We start from the raw sequence: 20,885 nt of genomic DNA, 5'->3' as shown, positions 1-20,885 counted from the left end.
CCTCAGCACATTTTATCCCCATGCCCTCTGCCCCAAGCCCCATGCTATTTAATTACACCCCTTTATCTGCGCCGTAAATACACTTTTAGAATCAGCTACGAAGCCCGGTTTTAATAGGATTGACTTACCTGCTTCGAAAGTCACCACAGGTGCAGGACTAAAATTAGGGTTACCCACTTTCTTATCAGATTCTATGCTGTTAACTGCTTTTACTTGCTCTGTGCCCGTTGTAATATGGGTACTCATCACTACCGCAGAACTCACCACTGTTATATCAACTGTAGCAGAACCACCCGCACTACATTGTACAAAATAAGTACTATTGACAGTAGGACTTATCGTAATAGATGTTCCGGTTAGGGTACTTACGCCTCCTAGCCAGCTGACCGTTCCGGTACAGCCAGCGGCAGTCAGTGTAACTGATGAGCCAGGACAAACGATTGGTTTAGCAGGGGTAATAGTAATGAAATTTTTGCCGCCGCAGTTGGTTCCTGCGGTAATCGTAATGCTTTTCTCAGCGCCTTTACAACCGGTATTAGACTCGCACCAGCCTTTATAAGTACCCGGTTCGGTTATTTGTCTGGTGCTTTTATAATATCCCACAGGAGTATCTCCATTGGTTACAGTGGCATTGCTCCAATAAAAACTATCGGTTGCACTTGGGCATTGACCTGTAAGTATCACTGTGTTTCCTTTACAGATAGTTGCATTATCGGCAGTGATGGCTGGCTGGGCTGGTACTCTGTTTACAGTAACAGTAAATATGGCTGATGAGTCGCTATTACAACCATTAAAATTGGCCACTGCTCTATAATTAGTGGTAGTTGTTGGAGACTCAGTTATTGATATATTGGTAGAACCAGTAGACCAGCTAAAGGTAGAAGACGGGTCGTTAGCCAATGCAGTTGCTGATAATATGACCGCCTCGCCCGCACAAATCGCATTTCTACCGGCAATAACAGGAGCGACAGGTTTAACCTTTACAATAACCTCATCTGTTACGACTCTTCCACTATTACAAATACCATTGATACAGGCTGCATAATACTTTGTAGCGACCGTTGGACTATGTTTGAAATTATTACCCGTTCCGATACTGGTTGTGCCGGTAGCAGAATTGTACCAGGTAATCGTACCTATCGGACAAGTAGCTGTTAAGGTAATTTCTTCGTCTTTACAGATTTCTGTACTACTGACTGATACATTGGTTGGATTAGTCGGCTGTTGAGTTACTACTACCTCAGCCGTTGCCACGCTTTCACTAAAGCATTGCACATTCCCGCAAGTAGCATGATAAACCGTGTTTACCTTTGGCTTATAGGTAAAAGCCGTATCGGGGTCCATACTGGTTTTATACCAGTGTAAGGTTCCGATTAAACATGAGCCTGATAAAGTAATAGTTTCACCGTTACAAATAGCTGTTTTGCTTACAGAAACTCCTGTTGGATTGACTGGTTGCTGATAAACCACTATCTCATTCAAAGCCACTCTTGCGCTTTTGCAATTGCCATTCTCACAGGCAACATAGTAGGTCGTCGTTGTGGTTGGTCGAGCAATAAAAAACTCTCCCGTTCCTATGGCCGTTCCTCCGGTTGCTGAGTTATACCAGGTAATGGTCCCTGTAGCGCACGAAGCATTTAAATAAACACCTGTATTATCACAAAGCTGTGTGCCGCCCTGAAACAAATCAGTCGGGTTACTTGGTTGCTCACTTACTACTACCTGAGCGGTAGGTAAATAATCACTAAAACACGTTCCATTCATGCAATAAGCATAATAAACACTATTTTCGGTAGGTGCATGCGTAGGCACAAGATCATATTGTTCCACTCCTCCGGCTGTATAGGCTCTTATCCATTTTACCTCTCCTACAGAGCAAGTAGCCGATAAAGTAACACTATCTCCAATACAGATGGCTGTTTTACTGACAGATAACCCCGTAGGATTTACAGGTGTGGTATAAACTACTACGGGTGTCATCGCTACTCTTTCGCTTTGGCAGAAATCTGTTTCGCAGGCAGCATAATAAGTAGTGTTTTCAGTCGGAAACAAAAGCGTATATGACCCTGTGGCTGCAGCAGTAGTAGCAGTGGCAGACGCATACCATTTTATAGTTCCACTGGTGCAGAACCCCGTCAGAAAAAGACCAGCTCCACCAGTACATATGGTTGTGGATCCCTGATCAAGGTCATGAGGTTTAGCAGGGGTTGGTCTTACAATTACTTCTTCCGTGGCTATTCTTTCGCTTTTGCAACTGCCATTTTCACAGGCTACATAATAGGTTGTATTTGATGCAGGAATAGGGTCAAAGTATTCTCCTGTACCTAAAGCAGTGGTGGCTGTGGCCGAGTTATACCATACTACTTCTCCAACAGCACAGTCGGCTGACAAGTTAGCCGGTTCGCCACTACAAACAGCAGCGTTATAAGATGCCACATTAATCGGATTAGTTGGTTGAGTAGTAACAGTAACCATATCGGTATTGACCATTTCGCTCTTACAATCGCCATTGATACATACAGCATAATAGGTGTATGTATCTGTTGGTGTAAGACTCAGCCCACTGCCCGTTCCGATGCTTGTATCGGCAATTGAATCATTATACCAGGTAAGCGTACCAATGGCACAGGTTGCTGTCAGGGTAATACTTGTACCACTGCAAATAGCTGTCTTATCAACTGCAACTCCGGTTGGATTGGTCGGTTGAGTAGTTACTACCACCTCACCTGCGTTTATTCTATCGCTAACACAAGAACCATTTTCACAAGCCACATAATAAGTGGTGGTAGACAATGGAGTCTGGCTGAATGGATAGTCTGAATTAATGCTTGTGCCACCTGTAGCCTGTGTATACCATATTGGGTCACCAACCTCGCAAAAAGCAGATAAACTAACAGAAGTACCACTACAAATAGCCGTTTCGCTCATTGACACATTAGTTGGAATGGTAGGCTGTGTAGTCACATATACATAACCGGTAGCAATTCTCTGGCTTATACAAATGCCATTTTCACAGGCGGCATAATAAGTATAACTATACTCTGGTGTCAGGCTCAGATTATTGCCGGTACCAATGGTTGTACCATCATATTCCTGATCATACCAGGTAAGAGTTCCTACGGCACAGTTGCCTGTTAAGTTAATACTTGTACCACTGCAAATAGCTGTTTTATCTACGGCAACGCCGGTTGGTTTGAGTGCTTGTTCAGTGATGATTACTTCACTGGTAGCTACTCTTTCACTCTTGCAATGACCATTTTCACAGGCAGCATAATAAGTAGTGTTTGAAGTCGGAGTCGGAGCTACATTGTTTCCTGTACCAATGTAATCTCCGCCGGTAGCTGCATTATACCAGACAACTGTTCCGATAGGGCAGGTGGCTGTTAAATAAACACTATACCCGCTGCAAATATTAGCATTGTCTACCATTACGCTTTCCGGAATTGTGGGCATAGTCGTAACGACTACTTCTTCGGTAGCCACTCTATTGGTGCTATTCAGGCCATATTCACAAGCGGCATAATAAGTGGTAGTGACAGTAGGAGAAAGAATCAAAGGTGAGCTTGTACCGATACTACTACCACCCGAAGCACTTGTATACCAGTTTAAAGTTCCCTGGGCACAGGTGGCTGATAGCGAAACTGTCTCATTACTGCAAATAGCGGCATTACTTACTGACACAGTCGTAGGTTCGGTCAATGTCATGCTTTTTAAAATATACCCACCCATGCCTGTGGTTTCGAAACTGACTTCCCATCGCCTGGCGGCACTATTCCAGATAATATCGGTATCTTCAGGATTAATCTCAGTCAGGCTACCGGAATAAGTAGTCGGCCAGCCTGAATCGTTGAAACTCGTCCCTCCACGTTTCTCAATTAGTATACTGCTAATACCCACTCTATCGCTACTGTCAACTGGTAGTTTGAGTGCACTTATAGGGTATGCATTGTATACATCAAAATCACCCTGGGTATAATAGAAAGTTACTTTAGCCGTAGCATCATCAGGATTATTTTCAGGATAAAGTTGATATTGACGTGGCACATAATAACTATTAACCGGCTCATAAGGCCATTCTCTGACAGCAATATTACCGCTGACAGGTGCCTCACCAGTTGCCTCAACGGTTGTGATTAACTCGTTAAAGACATTACAATAACAGGTAGTATTGGATGAACCCTGCACCTGACTATTAAACGGTATGGTTTTCTCGTTTGTATTGATAAAAGTATTGGCAGGCGTACAGGTACCCAAGCTCCATACTGTCGGGTTATAAGAGGCGTTATCTATTGTAGTGCTTGCTATAAAATATACCTTTCCGTCTACATTGGTCATATAATCGATCTGCTGGTAATCAGAACCCGTGGGTATTCTTTTTACCATCACTGTTCCTTCTGCTGTGCCATCACTTTTCCATATTTCAGGTATGTATGAACCACTGTTGGCCGTAAAATAAAATGTTCCGTTTACATTCACAAAATTACTGATCGAGGAACCCAAACTTCCTGGATTAATATCTTTTACTAACACAGTTCCTTCTGATGTTCCATCACTTTTCCAAAACTCTCTGCCATTAACTCCATCATCTATAGTAAAATACAAAGTACCATTACTATTTAAAAACAGTTGTATATAAGAAGGCAGATCCTCACTCTGATTAATATCTTTTACCAGCTTTGTGCCTTCTTCTGTGCCATCACTCTGCCACATTTCCTGTCCATAGGTATTATTATAAGCTGAAAAATATAATAGATTTCCCATCACCACCAAATTTCCTACGTTCGCCCATTCTGCACCGGGATTAATATCTTTCACCATGACTGTTCCCGACTCTGTACCATCACTTTTCCATAATTCTCTTCCGTGTACCTGGTCATCTATTGTAAGAAACAAAGTGCCATTTACATTAGTCAGATTACCTATGTCAGCGTAGGGGGTGTTAAATTGCTTTACTAATACAGTCCCTTGCTCTGTACCATCACTTTTCCATATTGACTGCGTACTATTATAAGCCGTTCTGAAATATAATGCACCATTTACATTGGTTAGGTAGAAGATAAAAGGGCTTCCTGATCCAGGGTTAATATCTTTCACCAGTTCAGTACCAGCACTTGTACCATCACTTTTCCATAATTCAGAACCATAACCAGAGGAACTACCTACAAAGTAGACAGTTCCATTCACATGGGTTAAAAACCCGACCGATGAAACATCTGTACTTACCATAACTGTGCCTGATTCAGTACCATCACTTTTCCATAATCTGGTAATATTGCTGGCATCCCTAGCTGCGAAATACAGCGTTCCGTTTACATTTACCAACTCCGTTATATCAGAACTTGATCCGCCCGGATTAATATCTTTTACCATATAGGTTCCTGCGGCCGTACCATCACTTCTCCATAACTCTTCGCCATGTACATAATCTACATCATACGCTGTAAAGAACAAAATTCCGTTTACACCAGTAAGATTATTGGGTGAAGAGAAACCACCACGATCCAGGTCTTTTACCATATAAGGCAACTGTGCCGAACCTTGCCTTACAAGGCAGAAAAATAAACTAAAAAGGAGGCAATGTTTAAGAGTAAAAATCTGTTTCATCAGCGCTTAATGTATAATTTTAGAGGGAGACACTTTACTTGCGATGGTAAAATTATACACCTTAATCAGGTAACGCCAATACTATACGTGCGTCAAAACCCAATTGTCCATATTTTGTCCATGCCCAAAAGGGTGTTTTTGGGTGTAGAGCAGGGAGCTTGGGGTATCTGTGATTTTCCTTGGCTGTGGAAGTGGCGCGGTCGAAGGCCGCAACAAGGGAATAAATCAATCGAGAAGAGGAATAAAATAAATAAGTACCAAAATTGGTCCCTCTTTAGGGCGGTGCATCGCACTGTCAAGAGTTAAAATAAATACCCGCCAGCGGCAGGTATTTATCAGACCTATGATGAATTTTATGATAATAGCATGAATAGCTTTTTCATGAAACGTTATTTTACAGCAAACGCTACTTCTGCATTTTCCCAGGCCAGACTCACCGAATTTTTATTAACGGCATATCCTAGTTTTTCGTTAAATGTCTTCGATTTCTTAGGCTTAACTGTTACACGAAGGGCATCCTGCGAAGCATCATACTTGAATGCTCCCCATTGGTTCGGCACTTTGTTGAAAATAATCGTCCACTCGTTGGTATTCGGAATCGTAAAGAAACCATATTTACCGGCCGGCAGTGCTTTGCCTTCTATGGTTACATCTTTCGAAAACTCTATGGTGGTTGCCTCGTTGGCACCTGCGCGCCATACTTCGCCATAAGGCACTAATTTGCCCCAAACTTCCCGGCCTTTTACGGATGGTTGCCCGTAATTAACCGTTACTTTTTTGCCATTAATCTCACCAGTAGCAGTAGCCGGAGGCGATGGACGTTTCGCTTTATCATCCTGTGCCGAAACGCTTAATGAAATGATTGTTAAGGCGAAAAAAATCGCCAGCAGACCCGTTTTTTTTGTGTTCTTTTGCATAGCTTTGTTAGACGTTTTTAGATTAAAATTTAATTTTATCGAATCGATGAAGCAAAGCTAAGCCAAACGTTCTGGTCAAGTTTAGTCATGACCTTTCCAAGTTCATGCAAATTTATTCATCGTTATAACTCATTAGTTACCAAGTGATTATAGAATCGGAAGAAATATTATTGGCGCATTGCAAAAAACTGATTGAAGAGAAATTAGGCTGGGGAAACAGTGAGAAATGGACAAATCAGGATTTTGAAGACCTTTCTCAACGTATTTTTGAAGCAACGGCTATTACCCTTAGCCCCACAACCTTGAAAAGAATCTGGGGAAAAGTAAAGTATGATTCTGCTCCAACGGTCACAACCTTAAATACTCTTGCCCAATTTATTGGCTTTGAGCATTGGCGGACTTTCCGTCAGAATCATTTCCCTAAAAATGGACATACCGAAGTTGAAGAGCCTGTTATTCCTGCAAATGATGAAGTACCTAATGCAGAACCAACACAAACGGCTAAGCGGCCTTACTTATTCTCTTATATCCTGCCGATTCTATTGGTTTTAGGTGCGGTGAGTTGGTATTTTCTTTCTCAAAAACAAGAAGTGCCTGTGCAGATTAACCCTGCTGATTTCTCATTCAGTAGTAAAAAGGTAGTTTCAGTAGGTGTTCCCAATTCGGTTATCTTTGATTATGACGCCACCAAAGCATCTAATGACTCTGTTTATATTCAGCAGGACTGGGATCCTTCCAGACGAACAAAAGTAGCAAAAGATCAGCATCAATATACCTCTGTTTACTATCGCCCGGGTTCATTTCTGGCAAAACTGGTGATAGGCAATCAGGTAGTAAAAGAACATAATTTGTTTATTCAGACCGATGGTTGGTTACCTCTGATTGACCAAAACCCCATTCCGGTCTATTTCAATCAGGAAGATGCGATTAAAGATGGAAAACTAGGCTTATCAGTAGAAACCATTCAGGCACAGAATATTCCGCTGAAACCGGCTGCTCCTACGGTAGAATACGCCAATCTGAAAGATTTCGGAGATATACGCACCGATAATTTTATCTTTGAAACCTCCATTAAAAATACCTTCCGTGAAGGAGCTTCTGTTTGTCAGTTCACCGAAATAGGTTTGCGTTGTGAAGGCACTGCAATCATGATTCGGCTTTCAGCCAAAGGGTGCATTTCTGATAACAATCTCTTTTTTATCGACCGGAATATCTCAGGTAAAGAACATGATTTATCGGCATTTGGCAATGATTTCAAGGATTTCGTAAAAGTCCGCTGTGAATCAGTGAATGGACAGGTAAAGATATTTGTCGATGGTAAATTAGCCTACGAACTCCCATATAAGAGCCCTGTCAGCAAAATTATGGGCATTACCTACCGTTTTCAGGGGTCTGGCTTTGTGGATGATGTGAAATTATCGAAGGGAGATGGGAAAGTGGTTTATGAGGATACATTTTCGAGATAGAAACAACTAACAATCAAATTCATCAATAAAAACACACATGAAATTTCTCCTTTGTTTCCTCACATTTCTCAGCATTATGGCACATGCACAAAATAAACGTCCACGTGAATTAGGCATTAAGATTGGTGTCATGAAAACCGGACAAAACAATGCCATTACAGATGTTGGAGGGGTAAAAGTGGGGCAAATGAGCCTGATTGAGGGAGAGAAAATCCGTACGGGTGTTACTGCTATTATTCCGCACGAGGGCAATCTGTTTCAGGAAAAAGTACCTGCGGCTATTTTTATTGCCAATGGTTTTGGCAAATTGGCAGGCATCAGTCAGGTGCAGGAATTAGGCAATATCGAAACACCTATTATTCTCACCAATACGCTTTCAGTGCCCACCGCTGCTGACGCCGTGATTGATTATACATTAGCGCAAAAAGGTAATGAGAAAGTCCGTTCAGTGAATCCGGTTGTGGGTGAAACCAATGATAGCTATCTGAATGATATTACGGGCAGACACGTAAAGAAAGAAGATGTATTGAGAGCCATAGAAATAGCCGTTCCGGGTAAAGTAGAAGAAGGCAATGTAGGCGCAGGAACGGGTACTATCTGTTTTGCCTGGAAAGGTGGCATCGGAACGGCATCGAGAGTACTACCCTCCAAATCAGGCGGGTATACAGTTGGGGTGATTGTGCAAACCAATTTCGGAGGAGTATTACAGGTAAATGGTGTTCCGGTAGGTGAAGAACTCAAACAGTATTTCCTGAACGATCAATTGAATGATCCTGCCGATGGCTCGTGCATGATAGTAGTGGCTACTGATGCCCCTTTAACCTCCCGCAACTTAGAAAGATTAGCCAAAAGAGCCATTTTCGGCTTAGCAAAAACAGGTGGGATAGCCTCTAATGGTAGTGGTGATTATGTGATTGCGTTTTCAACGGCAAAACAGTTGCGTGTGCCACATAGCAATCCAACCAAATTTTATGAAGTAACAGAGCTTCGTAACGATGATGTTTCCCCCCTATTCTTAGCTGTTATTGAAGCTACCGAAGAAGCCATTATCAATTCAATGTTCGCCGCCCAGACTACTAAAGGGGCCAATGGCGTAATTCAGGCTTTGCCTGTAGATAAGGTATTAGAGTTGAGTAAGAAGTATAATAAGCTCAAATAAGCCATCAAGTGAAGTAAATCATCTAGTGTGTCACGCCCGCGCGGGCGTGACACACTTGACCAATGATATTGGTCCTCAACTTTAATTGGCTGCTATTTATATTTTTTCTACCTTTAGCTTCTATTCTATTTTAACCTATACGATGAATTTTCAAGGAAAAACAAAACAAAACACGCAATACGATGCGATTGTGGTAGGCTCGGGTATTTCGGGCGGATGGTCGGCTAAAGAACTCTGCGAGAAAGGTTTGAAAGTATTGCTGCTTGAACGTGGACGGATGATTGAGCACGTAACAGATTATATTACTGCCAATAAAGACCCCTGGGATTTTCCGCACCATGATTTACAAATGCCCAATGATTTACTAAAAAACTATCCGGTACAAAACCGGACAGGCTTTGCCATCATGGAGTCAACCCATCATCATTTTGTGAATGATTTAGAGAACCCTTATGTGGAAGAAAAACCTTTCGACTGGATTCGTGGCTATCATGTAGGCGGGCGTTCGTTGATGTGGGGGCGCTATTCATTCCGTTTTTCAGACCTTGATTTTGAGGCCAATGCTAAAGAAGGTATCGCTACTGACTGGCCTATCCGTTATAAAGACATAGCTCCGTGGTATGATTACGTAGAGAAATTTGCAGGCATCGCTGGAGACCGTGATGGGCTACCCCACTTACCCGATGGTCAGTTTCAGCCCGCCATGCCTGATAATTGTATTGAAACGCATTTCAGAAATACAGTTAATACTAATTTTAAAGACCGAAGGGTTATATCTGCCCGCGCGGCTCACCTGACAGCCCCGACTGAAGAGCAATTGGCATTAGGCCGTGCGAGTTGTCAGTATCGTAATCGCTGTATGAGGGGTTGTCCTTTTGGGGCTTATTTCAGTACACAATCGGCTACTCTGCCCGCTGCCAGACGTACGGGCAACCTGACTTTAAGACCGCACTCGATTGTAAATTCGATTATTTATGATGAAAAATCGGGTAAGGCTACTGGAGTAAAAGTGATTGATGAGCAGACGAATGAATGGCTGGAGTTTTCGGCAAAAATCATTTTCCTGAATGCTTCTGCTTTGGGTTCTACTTTTATTCTGATGAATTCTACTTCGAACCGTTTCCCGAACGGAATGGATGATAGCGGGCAACTGGGACATAACCTGATGGATCATCATTTTCATGTAGGAGCCACGGCCGATTATCAGAAAGATCTGGATAAGGTTTATTATGGCCGGCATCCAGCGGGTTTATATGTGCCTCGTTTCAGAAATTTACCCGGTGGAGAAAAACAGGTTTTTAATCGGGGTTATGGATTTGAAGTATATACCTGGCGTGATGGCTGGCAACATTCGATGGATATGGACGGCATGGGTGCAGAATTTAAAGAAAAAGTAGCTACCTTTGGCGACTGGAAGATGATACTGGATGCTTTTGGAGAATGTATGCCTTATTATGATAATAAAGTAACATTGACCCATGAGAAAAAAGATAAATGGGGACAGCCTGTGCTAAAAATGGATGTGCATTACCGCGAAAACGAATCGCTGATGCGCAAAGATGCTAAAGAGCAAGCTGTGGCTATGATGGAAAAAGCAGGTTTCGCTAATATTGAAGCCTTTGACCAACAAGCCCATCCCGGTCTGAGTATCCACGAAATGGGCACTGCCCGTATGGGTACAGATGCCCAAAACTCTGTTTTAAACAAATACAATCAACATCATATAGTAAAGAACGTTTTCTGTACCGATGGCGCTTGCATGACCTCGTCACCATGCCAGAATCCATCGCTTACTTATATGGCACTCTCTGCCCGAGCAGCTGATTATGCAGTGGCGGAATTGAAAAGAGGAAATCTTTAATTATTTTGGAGAAAGGAACAAGGAGAAGAAAAAAAAGGAAAATTTAAATCGAACCTGGGCGTGGTGTTTCATCAGTTTGTTGCACTGGAATAAATAAAACAAAGTACTAAACCTATAAGAAATGAATTCTGGAAACGGGATAGGTATTCCTAAATACTTTCTCCGTTTTCCATCTTGCTTTTACCAACAAAAATAATAATTTAAAACCTGAATGCTTCTTATGAAAAAAATTGTATTGTTCTGCTGTTTGTCTATGAGTACTACTGCTTTTGCGCAATCGTTTATTCCTGCTTTTGATCGTTTTTCGGGCAAAGAAATCGCCTACATTAATCTGGAAGATGGTACCAAGGTTGAAGGCACCATTGATGATATTGACCGTAAAAAAGGCTTGATTGAAGAAATCGTTATTAAGCCAACAGGCGAAAAGAAAAAACGCACTATAAAGGCCGAAGACATCAAAACTATGTATCTGCCGGCTAGTGGTTATAACAAATTTGTGAATCAATCTGAGCAGGCTTTCAATGCACAGAAATGGAAAGACAATAACGTAAACATGGAAATCATCAACAAGGGATATGCTTATTTTGAGAAATCGACCGTGGGTATTAAAAAAGACATCGAAACCTTATTGATGCAGATGGTGAATCCGGCATTCAGCCAGAAAATCAAAGTATACCATGACCCACGTGCGCAGGAAAGTATGCGTTTTGGTGTAGCAGGTATTACCATGGCTGGTGGTGACGATAAATCGTACTATGTAAAAGTAGGTGACGCGGCCGCTGTAAAAATCAAAAAAGCCGACTACGATCAGGCTTATCTAGGCTTATACAAAGATTGTCCTGCTTTATTGAAAAAAATTAAAGATGATCACCGTTGGGTGAAATTCGACGAGCATCTATGGGCTTATACCACTGAATGTAATTAAAAAGCATCGGAGAATAGGGAAAGGAAAATGGAGAAAGGATAAAAAGCCTTTTTTGGTTTAACTCATTAAGCGTGCCGGGGTTCTAAACTCCGGCACGCTTTTTATATAGGGGTATTCAATGCTAGGATTGTCATACATAAAATCGTATAAAAGGTTTAACAAATATTAACAGTAGAAGAAATTCCTTTAAGACAATTCGTTTCTGCTAATTTCGTTTCAACAGACAAGCTATTATTTACAAATAAAATTTTAATACAATTATGAAAAAAATCGCATTGCTTTTATGCCTGTTTACCTACACAACCATTTCGGCTTCAGCCCAATTATTTACTCCCGCTTTTGATCTTTTTTCAGTTAAGGAAGTAGCCTATATTACTCTGGAAGACGGCACTCAGATCGAAGGTATTATCCACTCAATTAATCGTACGAACGGATTAATTAAATCAATCTCACTTACTCCTACCGGAGAGAAGAAAAAAATCAGCCTGAAATCGGGTATTATCTCAAATATGTATCTGCCTATCAGTAGTTTTAATAAATTCGACAATGCGGCTAAGCATGCCTTTGATAAACATATAAAGGGTATCAACACGGCAATACTCGACAATGGATATGCTTATTTTGAGAAAACCAAAGTAGTGAAGACTAATGAAGTGGAAGAATTATTATTACAATTGGTTAATCCTTCGTTTAGTAATAAAATCAAGGTTTATGATATTCCGCTTTCTAAAGAAACAGTAAGTACAGAAATTGGAGGCGTAACCCTGGCATTTGATGAAAACAAATCTTATTTTGTTAAAGTTGGCGAAGCAACGGCCATAAAGCTCAAAAAGAAGGACTACGATGATGCTTATACAGCCTTATATAAAGATTGCCCGGCTATGCTGACAAAATCAAAAAACGACCGCCGTTGGGCAAAATTTGATGAGCATTTGTGGGAACATGCTACCCGGTGTAATTAGTAAAAGTGTGCCACGCCTATATTTATCAGAAAAAGGGCGTGGCACACCTTGATATATTTTTCAACTCTTCTTTACTGGCCCACAGGTGGCCGGAATCCCTTTGAAAACGTTGACACCATTGCCAGAGATACCAGATACCAGACCATTTTGTGTACGGACAGTCTCGAAAGGTGCTTTTGACTGCGCCTTAGCCAAAAAGGTAATGATGCACAGAAATAAAATTTTCTTCATCGCTTATATTAAGGTTTGATTGTACGATTCTTTAGCAATAAAAAGGCGGTGTCTTTTCGGGCTGCCTCCGGATTATACTGATTAGTGAAGTCAAGACTACCGATAATCAGGTCTTCGTCACCGTCACCATCAATATCGCCTGAGTCCATTAATAGCCACTTGCCTGCATTTGCTTCTTTAATAGTATAAGGTTTGAAGTTTAATTTTCCCTGACCTTCCAGATAGACAAAGCCCTCCTGGGGTTGGTTTTTCTTATCCGGGAAATACGAAATGGTAGCAATGTCTATGTCGCCATCTTTATCAAAATCTCTTGCAATGGCTTTATAGCAACCATTAATCGGAAAGAAAAACGCCCGTTTGAATTGGTTCTTACCATTGTTAAGATAAGCATAAACCCCATGATAATTTTTCAGCACATGCCTTGTCAAATCTGCATTATCTCCGTTTACATATAAAATATCCTTATATCCATCCTGATTCAAATCTATCATTTCAAAATAACATGAGCCATAAACAGATGGAAAACGTAAAATCTCCTTCGTATCAAATTCTCCGTTGCCTTTATTCATAAACAGAAAGATTCCTTCCTGTGCCTGGGCAAACAGTACCCAGATATCTGGTAAGCCATCCTTGTTTTCATCGCTTATATAGGCTTTAATAGCCCCCGGCAATTCTCTGATTATTTTTTTGGAATAACCCTTATTCTGTAGGTTTTTATACCATGCCAACACGCCGTTTTTATTTCCAAAACTGCAAATCAACTGATCTTTATAGCCATCATTATCTAAGTCAACTGCGATGCTCTGCACAGGTCTTTGCAAACTATCTATCAATGCTTTGCTTTTATCTGTGGCGTTAAAATTCAATAGTTTACCCTTCCTTAAATCATTCGGGTGCATAATGCCAATGCTTGTCATAAAACCACTTCTTGCACCAGCCTTTTTCAAATCTTCTCCAAAATCAATATCTACAATATTTGCTTTCAGTTTTCTTGATGAAACAGGTTTCAGGTTTTTATCAAATACATTCAAAGAGCTATCAAAATGGCTGGCTTCGTATATCAGTTGATTGCCCTCGTCAATTTTCAGATAAGAGACAGCCGGAAAACCATTCTTTTGCACAGAACTGGCTGAAATATCAAATAAAGTAGTAAGTTCTTTAATAGGTGGACGATTTTGCGGGGCAATTTTCTCAGGTGCTTTTTCGGTATAATAAGCCACAATCTTATTCCAGTCTTCGATACTAATGGCTGATTTGCTAACCCAATAGGTCGAATCCCCACGTTTCTCCTGTTGAATATCAGGATATACCGCATCTCCATTTATCTGAAAACCTAGCTGCAAAGCCATATCGGGCAATACATTATTCGCCCATGAAGATTTATCTAATAACTCGGGTTCTGGGAAAAGGTGACAAGAGGCGCAATGAACTTTGGCTAGCTCTTCACCGGTCTGGTTGGTGGTTTCTTGTTTATACTGGCAGCTGACAATGAATAATAAACTTATAAACGAAACGAAGCTTATTATCCGAAATAATCTCATTGTCATAGGTTGAGTTTATTAATAAAATAAAAGACTATTCAAAGGTTTTGATACTAAATGACCCCACTCCCTAAATCCCTCTCCGCGCGGCGGCCGCCCCAACAGTGGGGAGAGGGACTTTAACCCCCTTCCCCATTGTTGGGGAAGGGTTGGGGATGGGGTCAATCTCTATTAAATAATCTATAGAACTATATATTCTTCTTCTTCATTTCTTTCACGGCAAAGTCAGCTGCACGAGCGGTCAATGCCATATAAGTCAACGATGGGTTTACGCAAGAGGCCGAAACCATCGATGCGCCATCAGTTACAAATACATTCGGCACACCCCAAACCTGATTGTTACCGTTCAATACCGAAGTTTTAGGATCACGTCCCATACGGGCAGTACCCATTTCATGAATTGCCATACCTAAGTAAGAACCGTTGTCGTAGGCACGAACATTTTTTACACCTGCGGTTTCCAACATTTCTTTAGCATCGTTCATCATATCGATACGCATTTTTCTCTCGTTTTCTTTGAACTCTGCATCGAAAACCACCAATGGCATACCCCATTTATCTTTTTCGGTGGCATGTAAATACATACGGTTTTCATGATATGGCAATGTTTCACCAAAGCCACTTAGGCCCATCGTCCATAAACCTGGTTTGGTTACTTCGTTTTTGTAGTCAGCACCGAAGCTTAGTTCTGCCACATTACGTTGCCAGCCCTGGCGACCAGAACCTGCACCACCCTGATAACCGAATCCACGAATATAATCACGTTTGTCGTTACCGATGTTACGGTAGCGTGGCACATAGATACCATTCGCACGGCGGCCATACGTATATTTATCCAGATCGCCATCCCAAACGCCCGAAGCACCTATCTTGAAGTGATGGTCCATCAGGTTATGTCCTAATTCGCCAGAATCATTACCAAAACCATTCGGGAAACGGTTTGATTTTGAGTTCAACAAGATAGCCGTAGAACCTAAGGCACTACCACAAACGAAGATAACTTTGGCAAAGTATTCAGTTTGTTTCAGCGTAACTGCATCGGTTACTTTTACACCTGTTGCGCGTTTTTTGTTTTCGTCGTAAGTAATTTCAGTTACTACCGAATCAGGACGAAGTGTCAAACGACCTGTTTTAGCCGCCGGAGGTAACGTACAGGATTGTGTACTGAAATAAGCCCCGAACGGACAACCCAACGAACATTTGTTACGATACTGACAAGACGCACGACCTACACCCAACTGAGCCTTAGCAGCCTCAGAAAGGTTAGCTACACGACCAATAGTCATATGGCGACCCGGGAAGCTTTTCTCAATGCGCTTACGAACTTCTTTCTCAACGGCATACATTTCCATCGGCGGTAAGAACTCGCTATCTGGTAATTGAGGCAGGTTCAGTTTCTCACCTGAAATACCTACGAATTTCTCAACGTAAGAATACCAGGGAGCTATATCTTTATAACGGATAGGCCAGTCAACGGCGATACCGTCTTTCAGGTTTGCTTCAAAATCTATATCACTCAAACGATACGACTGACGTCCCCACATGATTGATTTACCACCCACAATACCCGGACGGAACCAGTCGAATCTTTTATCTTCTTTATACATCGAATCTGAATCGTTCATCCAGTATTTCTCTGTCATTTCATTGTACGGATAATCGCGCGATAATTTCGGATGCGTTTCTTTTTGTTCTATTGTCAAGCGTCCGTTATATTGCATTTGCCAAGGGTCTTTCATGGCATTTTCATATCCTGTTACGTGCTCTAATTGCTTACCTTTTTCAAGCATAATTACACGTAGACCTTTTTCGGTTAATTCTTTAGCAGCCCAACCTCCGGTTACACCCGAGCCGATAATGATGGCATCGTAGGTCTGCGCTTTAATAGCATCTATATTTAAGTTCATTTTTGTCTGTAAATTTAATCTGTGAATAGGTTAACAATTAAATAGCCCAGGCTTTTTGACCTGGTTTGTATGGCGCAGAACCATCGAATCTGCCCGGAATTGGCAGATATTCCAATGCTTGTGTAGCACCTATTTCAGAAGTAAAATAACCTACGGTTGTGAGTTCCTTCATTCTCAGGAAGAAAGCCTTGTCGGTCGACATGGTTTGTTTCACCATTTCGATTTTGTCGGCCGGGCTCAAGCTAGTAAAGTCTTTGCCAAATCTGGTTTTGCTATCGGCATCCAGTTTCGCCAGACCTGCATAGAATTTATCCTGGTCTTCTTTCACATAGCAATCACGCATCACTCTCACGATAAACTTCTCTGCTCCGGCAGCTTTTGCACCCGGTGTATCAGTTGTTGGAATGATGACATCGGCCACTTCAGCTAACAATGCCTCTTGTCCGGCGGTAGTCATTACGCTTTCGCCTGTGTTCAATACTTGTCCCATTACACCAGCAAGTACCGGTGGAGACAATACCCCTCCTACTAACAGGGACAGTCTCTGAACAGCTTCTCTACGATTCATTCTTGATAAGGTTAATAAATGGATAATGTTGTTAAAAATGTATTTAGTGATTGAGTGAATGTGTGATTGAGTGATTATTTTTAATTGTGAATTATGAATGGCGAATTAGCGAATATTCTTATTTCACTAATTTGCAATTATTAATCACACAATCACTCATTCACTAAATCACCGCAGCGGCGGACCGTTCAATGGCTCATCTATGAAAGCTCTCTCCCACAAATTTCAATACTTCCGGTAGAGCTGTGCGCCAGTATGTCCAGGTGTGGCCGCCGTCTCTTACTCTGAATTCGTGTGGGATTTTCTTGTCAATCATCATGGCGTGTAGTGCCATATTGCCTTTAATCAGAAAATCATCATCCCCACAATCAATATAAAACTTTACTTTTTTCAGTTCTTCGGCATTACCAGTCTCTACAATCTTGATCGGGGCATTTTTATAATAATGGTCGGTCAAACGCTCTTTCCCTTTCAGATTTTTACCATATAAATCTCCGAAAACATAATCATAACGCGCCTGATCCTGATTTCCTGTTACTACTTCTTCATCTGTCCAAACCGCTGCACTTAAAGGTGCTGCTGCGGTAAACATATCCGGGTGCTTTGTTGCGTAAAGAAGCGTTCCAAGGCCTCCCATTGATAAACCTGCCACGGCTCTGAATTCCTTCTTAGAACGAATGCGGTAGGTGGTTTCGATATAGGGAATGAACTCTTTTATGAAGAAATCTTCAAATTTTGTCTTTCCGTCGAATGTATTCATATACCACGTTACGCCTGCATCCGGCATCACAATAATCATGGGTGGGGCCTCACCGCTGTTAATTACTTTATCAGCAATTTCCGGCGCTTGCCCGAATTGTGTCCAGCCTGTTTCATTGTCGGTATAACCATGTAATAAGTATAAAACAGGATACTGACGATTGGTTTTTTCATAGTCGGCCGGGAGATAAATATTATACTTTACTTCCTTGCCTAAAGTACTACTTTTGATGGTCAGACTTTCTTTTACAATGCCTTGTTGGGCAAAACTTAGGCTTGAAATAAGTAGCAGAACTAATACAGATATTTTTTTCATTAGAGAATCGTTAGGATTTATTTTTGATGGAAACTTTCACTTATAAATTTCAGCACTTCTGGCAAAGCGGTGCGCCAGTATGTCCAGGTATGACCTCCCTGACGAACACGGAATTCATGCGGGATTTTCTTGTCTATCATCAAGGCGTGCAAAGCCATATTGCCTTTAATCAAGAAATCATCATCGCCGCAATCAATATAATATCTTACTTTCTTAATCTCGTCGGGATTAGCCGTTTCAATGATTTTCAGGATAGAGTTTTTATTATAATGCTCATTCAGACGGGCGTTGCCTACTAAATCTTTACCATAGCGTTGAGCATAAGAGGTAGCCCATTGTGCATCGGGCATCGCAATTACTTCTTCGTCTGTACGAACGCCCGCACTTAGTGGTGCCGAAGCCGCAAATAAATCAGGATGCTTGGTTGACATGACAAGCGTTCCATAGCCTCCCATCGAAAGGCCGGCAATGGCTCTGTAACGTTTCTGGGCGCGCACTCTATAAGTTTTTTCGATATAAGGAATAAACTCTTTGATAAAGAAATCTTCGTAAGGCACTTTGCCATCGTAGCTATTGACATAGCCACTTACACCGCCGTCAGGCATAACAATAATCATGGGAGCGATTTCGCCGCTATTCGATAGTTTATCAGCAATCACATGGGCTTCACCAAACTGAACCCAGCCTGTTTCATCATCGCCAAAGCCATGTAATAAATAGAGAATCGGATACGAGCGATTGGAGGTGGTATAGTCGGCAGGTAGATAGATATTGTACTTCATATCTTTGCCCATCAGCGTGCTTTTGATAGTAAGACTTTCTTTTACAATGCCTTGTTGAGCGAACGTAGCAGACGTTACCAATAAAAACAGCACATACAAAATGCGTTTCATTGCGGATGTAGAGGTTAAAGGTGAATAAGTAGTAAATATACAATCATAAAGTCTTTAAATCCAAATTTAAAGAGGGCTTGCCACAAGAATTTAAAATATAATTCTGTCAAAACGTAGCTAAAACAGATACCTAGACACTATCAGGTAGGAGCATTTATCAAAAACAGATAATATACTTGCATATAATAGTTATGTATATTATATTTGTGACAACAAAAAAAACACAAACCATGAGAAATTTAGCATTTGCCTCTCTTCAAGTCAGGGATCTTGAAGCTTCGAAAGAATTTTATACAACAAAACTAGGGTTTGAAGAAGCAGGAATTCCTAACCCGAATGCCTGTGTTTTTAAATACAACAAGGGTGAGGCTAGTTTTGCCATCAGAACGCCCATCGGTAATATAGACGGAAAAGAGTTGGGTATCGGTGCTTCACTTTGGTTTGCCATTGATGAAGAAATAGAAGATTTGCAGACAGTTTTATTAGCCAGAAATGTAACATTGCTGGGGCCAATCCAGACAACTCCATTCGGGAAAATCATTATTGCTAAAGACCCTGATGGATATAATATCACCTTTCTGAAAGCAGACTAATCATAGAACCTATTTAAACTTATTTATTTTGCTTACGACTGGCTCTTTTTTATTCATATTTCGTCCGCGCGGCGGCCGCTATTTATTTCGTTCGTAGCGCTGCTACGCACTCTATAAATAGCCTTATCTGAACAAAAAATAGCTCAGTCTCGGCATTAAATAAAAAGTTTAAATAGGTTCATCTTGTTATGAACAGAGATACAAAATACTGGATTATCGTGGCATCGAAAGACCACGTTAAAACCGGAATTGCAGAAGGGATTGCCCAGGCCTGTCATGGAAAATCATCGCCTTTAAAAAGGATGCGTAAGAATGATTTCATTATTTATTATTCGGGCAAACAAACATTGGGAAAACCTGAACCTTGCCAGGAATTTACTGCGATAGGCAAGGTAGTAGACGATGAAACATATCAGGTTCAGATGTCGGAGGATTTTTGTCCGTCAAGGCGTAATATTGAATTCTTGCCAAGTGCGGATGTTTCCATTTTACCATTAATTTCGGGTCTGGATTTTATTCAGAACAACAAAAGCTGGGGATATCCATTCCGATTTGGTTTCTTTGAAATCAACCAGCATGATTTTGACATGATTTCTTCACAAATGTTAAAAAAAGCCTATGTCTAATAAAATTGAATTTCATTTTAAAAAGCCCGAAGACAGTCCGGGTTATCTTCTGGGGCAGCTGACCATGATATGGCAGCGGAAACTCAAGCGAGTCTTAGATCCTTTAGATCTGACACATACCCAGTTCGCACTACTTTGCGCATTAGCCTGGTTATCTAGAGAAAGTGATAAGGTTACACAGGTTGATATTGCCAATCAGGGTAATGCAGACACGATGATGGTTTCGAAGGTGTTGCGAACATTGGAGGAGAAGAAATTCATTACCCGCCAGGAGCACCCGACAGATACCAGAGCGAAGACTATAAAACTGACAGAGGATGGAGAAATAGTGCTTCAAAAAGCGATTATATCTGTTGAAAATGCCGATTTAGACTTCTTCCAAACGTTGGGAACAGAACTAGAAGCCTTTAACTCAACAATGGTGGAACTTATCAAAGAGAATACTAAAGAAATATAATTGATTGATGTCTTAATTGACAGTTCTTCGAGCGCTTAAGCGTGCCGCCGCGCGGCGTCCGCCCCTTTCTCTTTCGAGTATAGGGGCGGACATTGCGCGG

Annotated in this window: 16 protein-coding genes; 8 read left to right on the top strand and 8 right to left on the bottom strand. The window is 41.3% G+C overall.

Features of this window, described 5'->3' with window-relative positions:
• Positions 1 to 48: 48 nt before the first annotated feature.
• Both ACYVFA_RS17455 and ACYVFA_RS17450 read right to left on the bottom strand, forming a co-directional pair.
• A complete protein-coding gene (locus tag ACYVFA_RS17455) occupies positions 49 to 5,604 on the bottom strand; it encodes an ELWxxDGT repeat protein (protein WP_460473140.1) in 5,556 nt (1,851 codons plus the stop codon).
• Between the two features lie 389 nt (positions 5,605 to 5,993).
• Complete coding sequence (locus ACYVFA_RS17450) at positions 5,994 to 6,521, bottom strand: DUF2911 domain-containing protein (RefSeq protein WP_460473139.1); 528 nt, start codon at positions 6,519 to 6,521, stop codon at positions 5,994 to 5,996.
• Positions 6,522 to 6,664: 143 nt separating this feature from the next.
• Here ACYVFA_RS17450 and ACYVFA_RS17445 point away from each other — a divergent pair, with 143 nt between their 5' ends.
• From ACYVFA_RS17445 to ACYVFA_RS17425, 5 genes are all read left to right on the top strand, one after another.
• Positions 6,665 to 7,987, top strand: coding sequence for a hypothetical protein (locus tag ACYVFA_RS17445; protein WP_460473138.1), 1,323 nt, complete (start codon positions 6,665 to 6,667; stop codon positions 7,985 to 7,987).
• 37 nt (positions 7,988 to 8,024) lie between these two features.
• Positions 8,025 to 9,146 (top strand): DmpA family aminopeptidase, encoded by a 1,122-nt coding sequence (locus ACYVFA_RS17440; RefSeq protein ID WP_460473137.1) that lies wholly within the window; start codon positions 8,025 to 8,027, stop codon positions 9,144 to 9,146.
• A 142-nt stretch (positions 9,147 to 9,288) separates the two neighbouring features.
• The gene (locus ACYVFA_RS17435; RefSeq protein WP_460473136.1) at positions 9,289 to 11,007 is read left to right on the top strand and encodes a GMC family oxidoreductase; all 1,719 of its coding nucleotides are present in this window, start codon (positions 9,289 to 9,291) and stop codon (positions 11,005 to 11,007) included.
• 220 nt (positions 11,008 to 11,227) lie between these two features.
• Entirely contained in the window at positions 11,228 to 11,932 is a 705-nt protein-coding gene (locus ACYVFA_RS17430; RefSeq protein WP_460473135.1) for a hypothetical protein, read from the top strand.
• Positions 11,933 to 12,192: 260 nt separating this feature from the next.
• Positions 12,193 to 12,894 carry a hypothetical protein gene (locus tag ACYVFA_RS17425; RefSeq protein WP_460473134.1) on the top strand — a complete coding sequence of 234 codons (702 nt, stop codon included), beginning with the start codon at positions 12,193 to 12,195 and terminating at the stop codon, positions 12,892 to 12,894.
• Positions 12,895 to 12,954: 60 nt separating this feature from the next.
• Here ACYVFA_RS17425 and ACYVFA_RS17420 read toward each other — a convergent pair whose 3' ends face one another.
• The 6 genes from ACYVFA_RS17420 to ACYVFA_RS17395 all read right to left on the bottom strand — a co-directional run bounded on the left by ACYVFA_RS17420 (position 12,955) and on the right by ACYVFA_RS17395 (position 19,109).
• Positions 12,955 to 13,125, bottom strand: coding sequence for a hypothetical protein (locus tag ACYVFA_RS17420; RefSeq protein ID WP_460473133.1), 171 nt, complete (start codon positions 13,123 to 13,125; stop codon positions 12,955 to 12,957).
• A gap of 8 nt (positions 13,126 to 13,133) precedes the next feature.
• Positions 13,134 to 14,666 carry an FG-GAP repeat domain-containing protein gene (locus ACYVFA_RS17415; RefSeq protein ID WP_460473132.1) on the bottom strand — a complete coding sequence of 511 codons (1,533 nt, stop codon included), beginning with the start codon at positions 14,664 to 14,666 and terminating at the stop codon, positions 13,134 to 13,136.
• 188 nt (positions 14,667 to 14,854) lie between these two features.
• Positions 14,855 to 16,573, bottom strand: a complete 1,719-nt coding sequence (locus ACYVFA_RS17410; RefSeq protein WP_460473131.1) for a GMC family oxidoreductase — start codon at positions 16,571 to 16,573, stop codon at positions 14,855 to 14,857.
• A gap of 37 nt (positions 16,574 to 16,610) precedes the next feature.
• Positions 16,611 to 17,141: a gluconate 2-dehydrogenase subunit 3 family protein gene (locus ACYVFA_RS17405; RefSeq protein WP_460473130.1), complete on the bottom strand. Its 531-nt coding sequence runs from the start codon at positions 17,139 to 17,141 to the stop codon at positions 16,611 to 16,613.
• A 196-nt stretch (positions 17,142 to 17,337) separates the two neighbouring features.
• Positions 17,338 to 18,216, bottom strand: a complete 879-nt coding sequence (locus ACYVFA_RS17400; protein WP_460473129.1) for an alpha/beta hydrolase — start codon at positions 18,214 to 18,216, stop codon at positions 17,338 to 17,340.
• Between the two features lie 17 nt (positions 18,217 to 18,233).
• Positions 18,234 to 19,109 (bottom strand): alpha/beta hydrolase, encoded by an 876-nt coding sequence (locus tag ACYVFA_RS17395; RefSeq protein ID WP_460473128.1) that lies wholly within the window; start codon positions 19,107 to 19,109, stop codon positions 18,234 to 18,236.
• 230 nt (positions 19,110 to 19,339) lie between these two features.
• Between ACYVFA_RS17395 and ACYVFA_RS17390 the strand changes: the two genes are divergently transcribed.
• The 3 genes from ACYVFA_RS17390 to ACYVFA_RS17380 all read left to right on the top strand — a co-directional run bounded on the left by ACYVFA_RS17390 (position 19,340) and on the right by ACYVFA_RS17380 (position 20,785).
• The gene (locus ACYVFA_RS17390; RefSeq protein WP_460473127.1) at positions 19,340 to 19,702 is read left to right on the top strand and encodes a VOC family protein; all 363 of its coding nucleotides are present in this window, start codon (positions 19,340 to 19,342) and stop codon (positions 19,700 to 19,702) included.
• 188 nt (positions 19,703 to 19,890) lie between these two features.
• Positions 19,891 to 20,328, top strand: a complete 438-nt coding sequence (locus ACYVFA_RS17385; RefSeq protein ID WP_460473126.1) for an EVE domain-containing protein — start codon at positions 19,891 to 19,893, stop codon at positions 20,326 to 20,328.
• Positions 20,321 to 20,785, top strand: coding sequence for a MarR family winged helix-turn-helix transcriptional regulator (locus tag ACYVFA_RS17380; protein ID WP_460473125.1), 465 nt, complete (start codon positions 20,321 to 20,323; stop codon positions 20,783 to 20,785). Before ACYVFA_RS17385 ends, ACYVFA_RS17380 begins: the two co-directional genes overlap by 8 nt.
• Positions 20,786 to 20,885: the final 100 nt, after the last annotated feature.

It is taken from the genome of Emticicia fontis, assembly GCF_054779675.1.
The sequence above is the reverse complement of the archived record's forward strand: the minus strand, read 5'-3'. Positions and strand labels throughout refer to the sequence as shown.

Excerpts from the sequence above, each read along its gene's own strand:
- ACYVFA_RS17455 (WP_460473140.1), bottom strand. The coding sequence starts at position 5,604 with ATGAAACAGATTTTTACTCTTAAACATTGCCTCCTTTTTAGTTTATTT.
- ACYVFA_RS17450 (WP_460473139.1), bottom strand. The coding sequence starts at position 6,521 with ATGCAAAAGAACACAAAAAAAACGGGTCTGCTGGCGATTTTTTTCGCC.
- ACYVFA_RS17440 (WP_460473137.1), top strand. The coding sequence starts at position 8,025 with ATGAAATTTCTCCTTTGTTTCCTCACATTTCTCAGCATTATGGCACAT.
- ACYVFA_RS17435 (WP_460473136.1), top strand. The coding sequence starts at position 9,289 with ATGAATTTTCAAGGAAAAACAAAACAAAACACGCAATACGATGCGATT.
- ACYVFA_RS17430 (WP_460473135.1), top strand. The coding sequence starts at position 11,228 with ATGAAAAAAATTGTATTGTTCTGCTGTTTGTCTATGAGTACTACTGCT.
- ACYVFA_RS17425 (WP_460473134.1), top strand. The coding sequence starts at position 12,193 with ATGAAAAAAATCGCATTGCTTTTATGCCTGTTTACCTACACAACCATT.
- ACYVFA_RS17420 (WP_460473133.1), bottom strand. The coding sequence starts at position 13,125 with ATGAAGAAAATTTTATTTCTGTGCATCATTACCTTTTTGGCTAAGGCG.
- ACYVFA_RS17415 (WP_460473132.1), bottom strand. The coding sequence starts at position 14,666 with ATGAGATTATTTCGGATAATAAGCTTCGTTTCGTTTATAAGTTTATTA.
- ACYVFA_RS17410 (WP_460473131.1), bottom strand. The coding sequence starts at position 16,573 with ATGAACTTAAATATAGATGCTATTAAAGCGCAGACCTACGATGCCATC.
- ACYVFA_RS17405 (WP_460473130.1), bottom strand. The coding sequence starts at position 17,141 with ATGAATCGTAGAGAAGCTGTTCAGAGACTGTCCCTGTTAGTAGGAGGG.
- ACYVFA_RS17400 (WP_460473129.1), bottom strand. The coding sequence starts at position 18,216 with ATGAAAAAAATATCTGTATTAGTTCTGCTACTTATTTCAAGCCTAAGT.
- ACYVFA_RS17395 (WP_460473128.1), bottom strand. The coding sequence starts at position 19,109 with ATGAAACGCATTTTGTATGTGCTGTTTTTATTGGTAACGTCTGCTACG.
- ACYVFA_RS17390 (WP_460473127.1), top strand. The coding sequence starts at position 19,340 with ATGAGAAATTTAGCATTTGCCTCTCTTCAAGTCAGGGATCTTGAAGCT.
- ACYVFA_RS17385 (WP_460473126.1), top strand. The coding sequence starts at position 19,891 with ATGAACAGAGATACAAAATACTGGATTATCGTGGCATCGAAAGACCAC.
- ACYVFA_RS17380 (WP_460473125.1), top strand. The coding sequence starts at position 20,321 with ATGTCTAATAAAATTGAATTTCATTTTAAAAAGCCCGAAGACAGTCCG.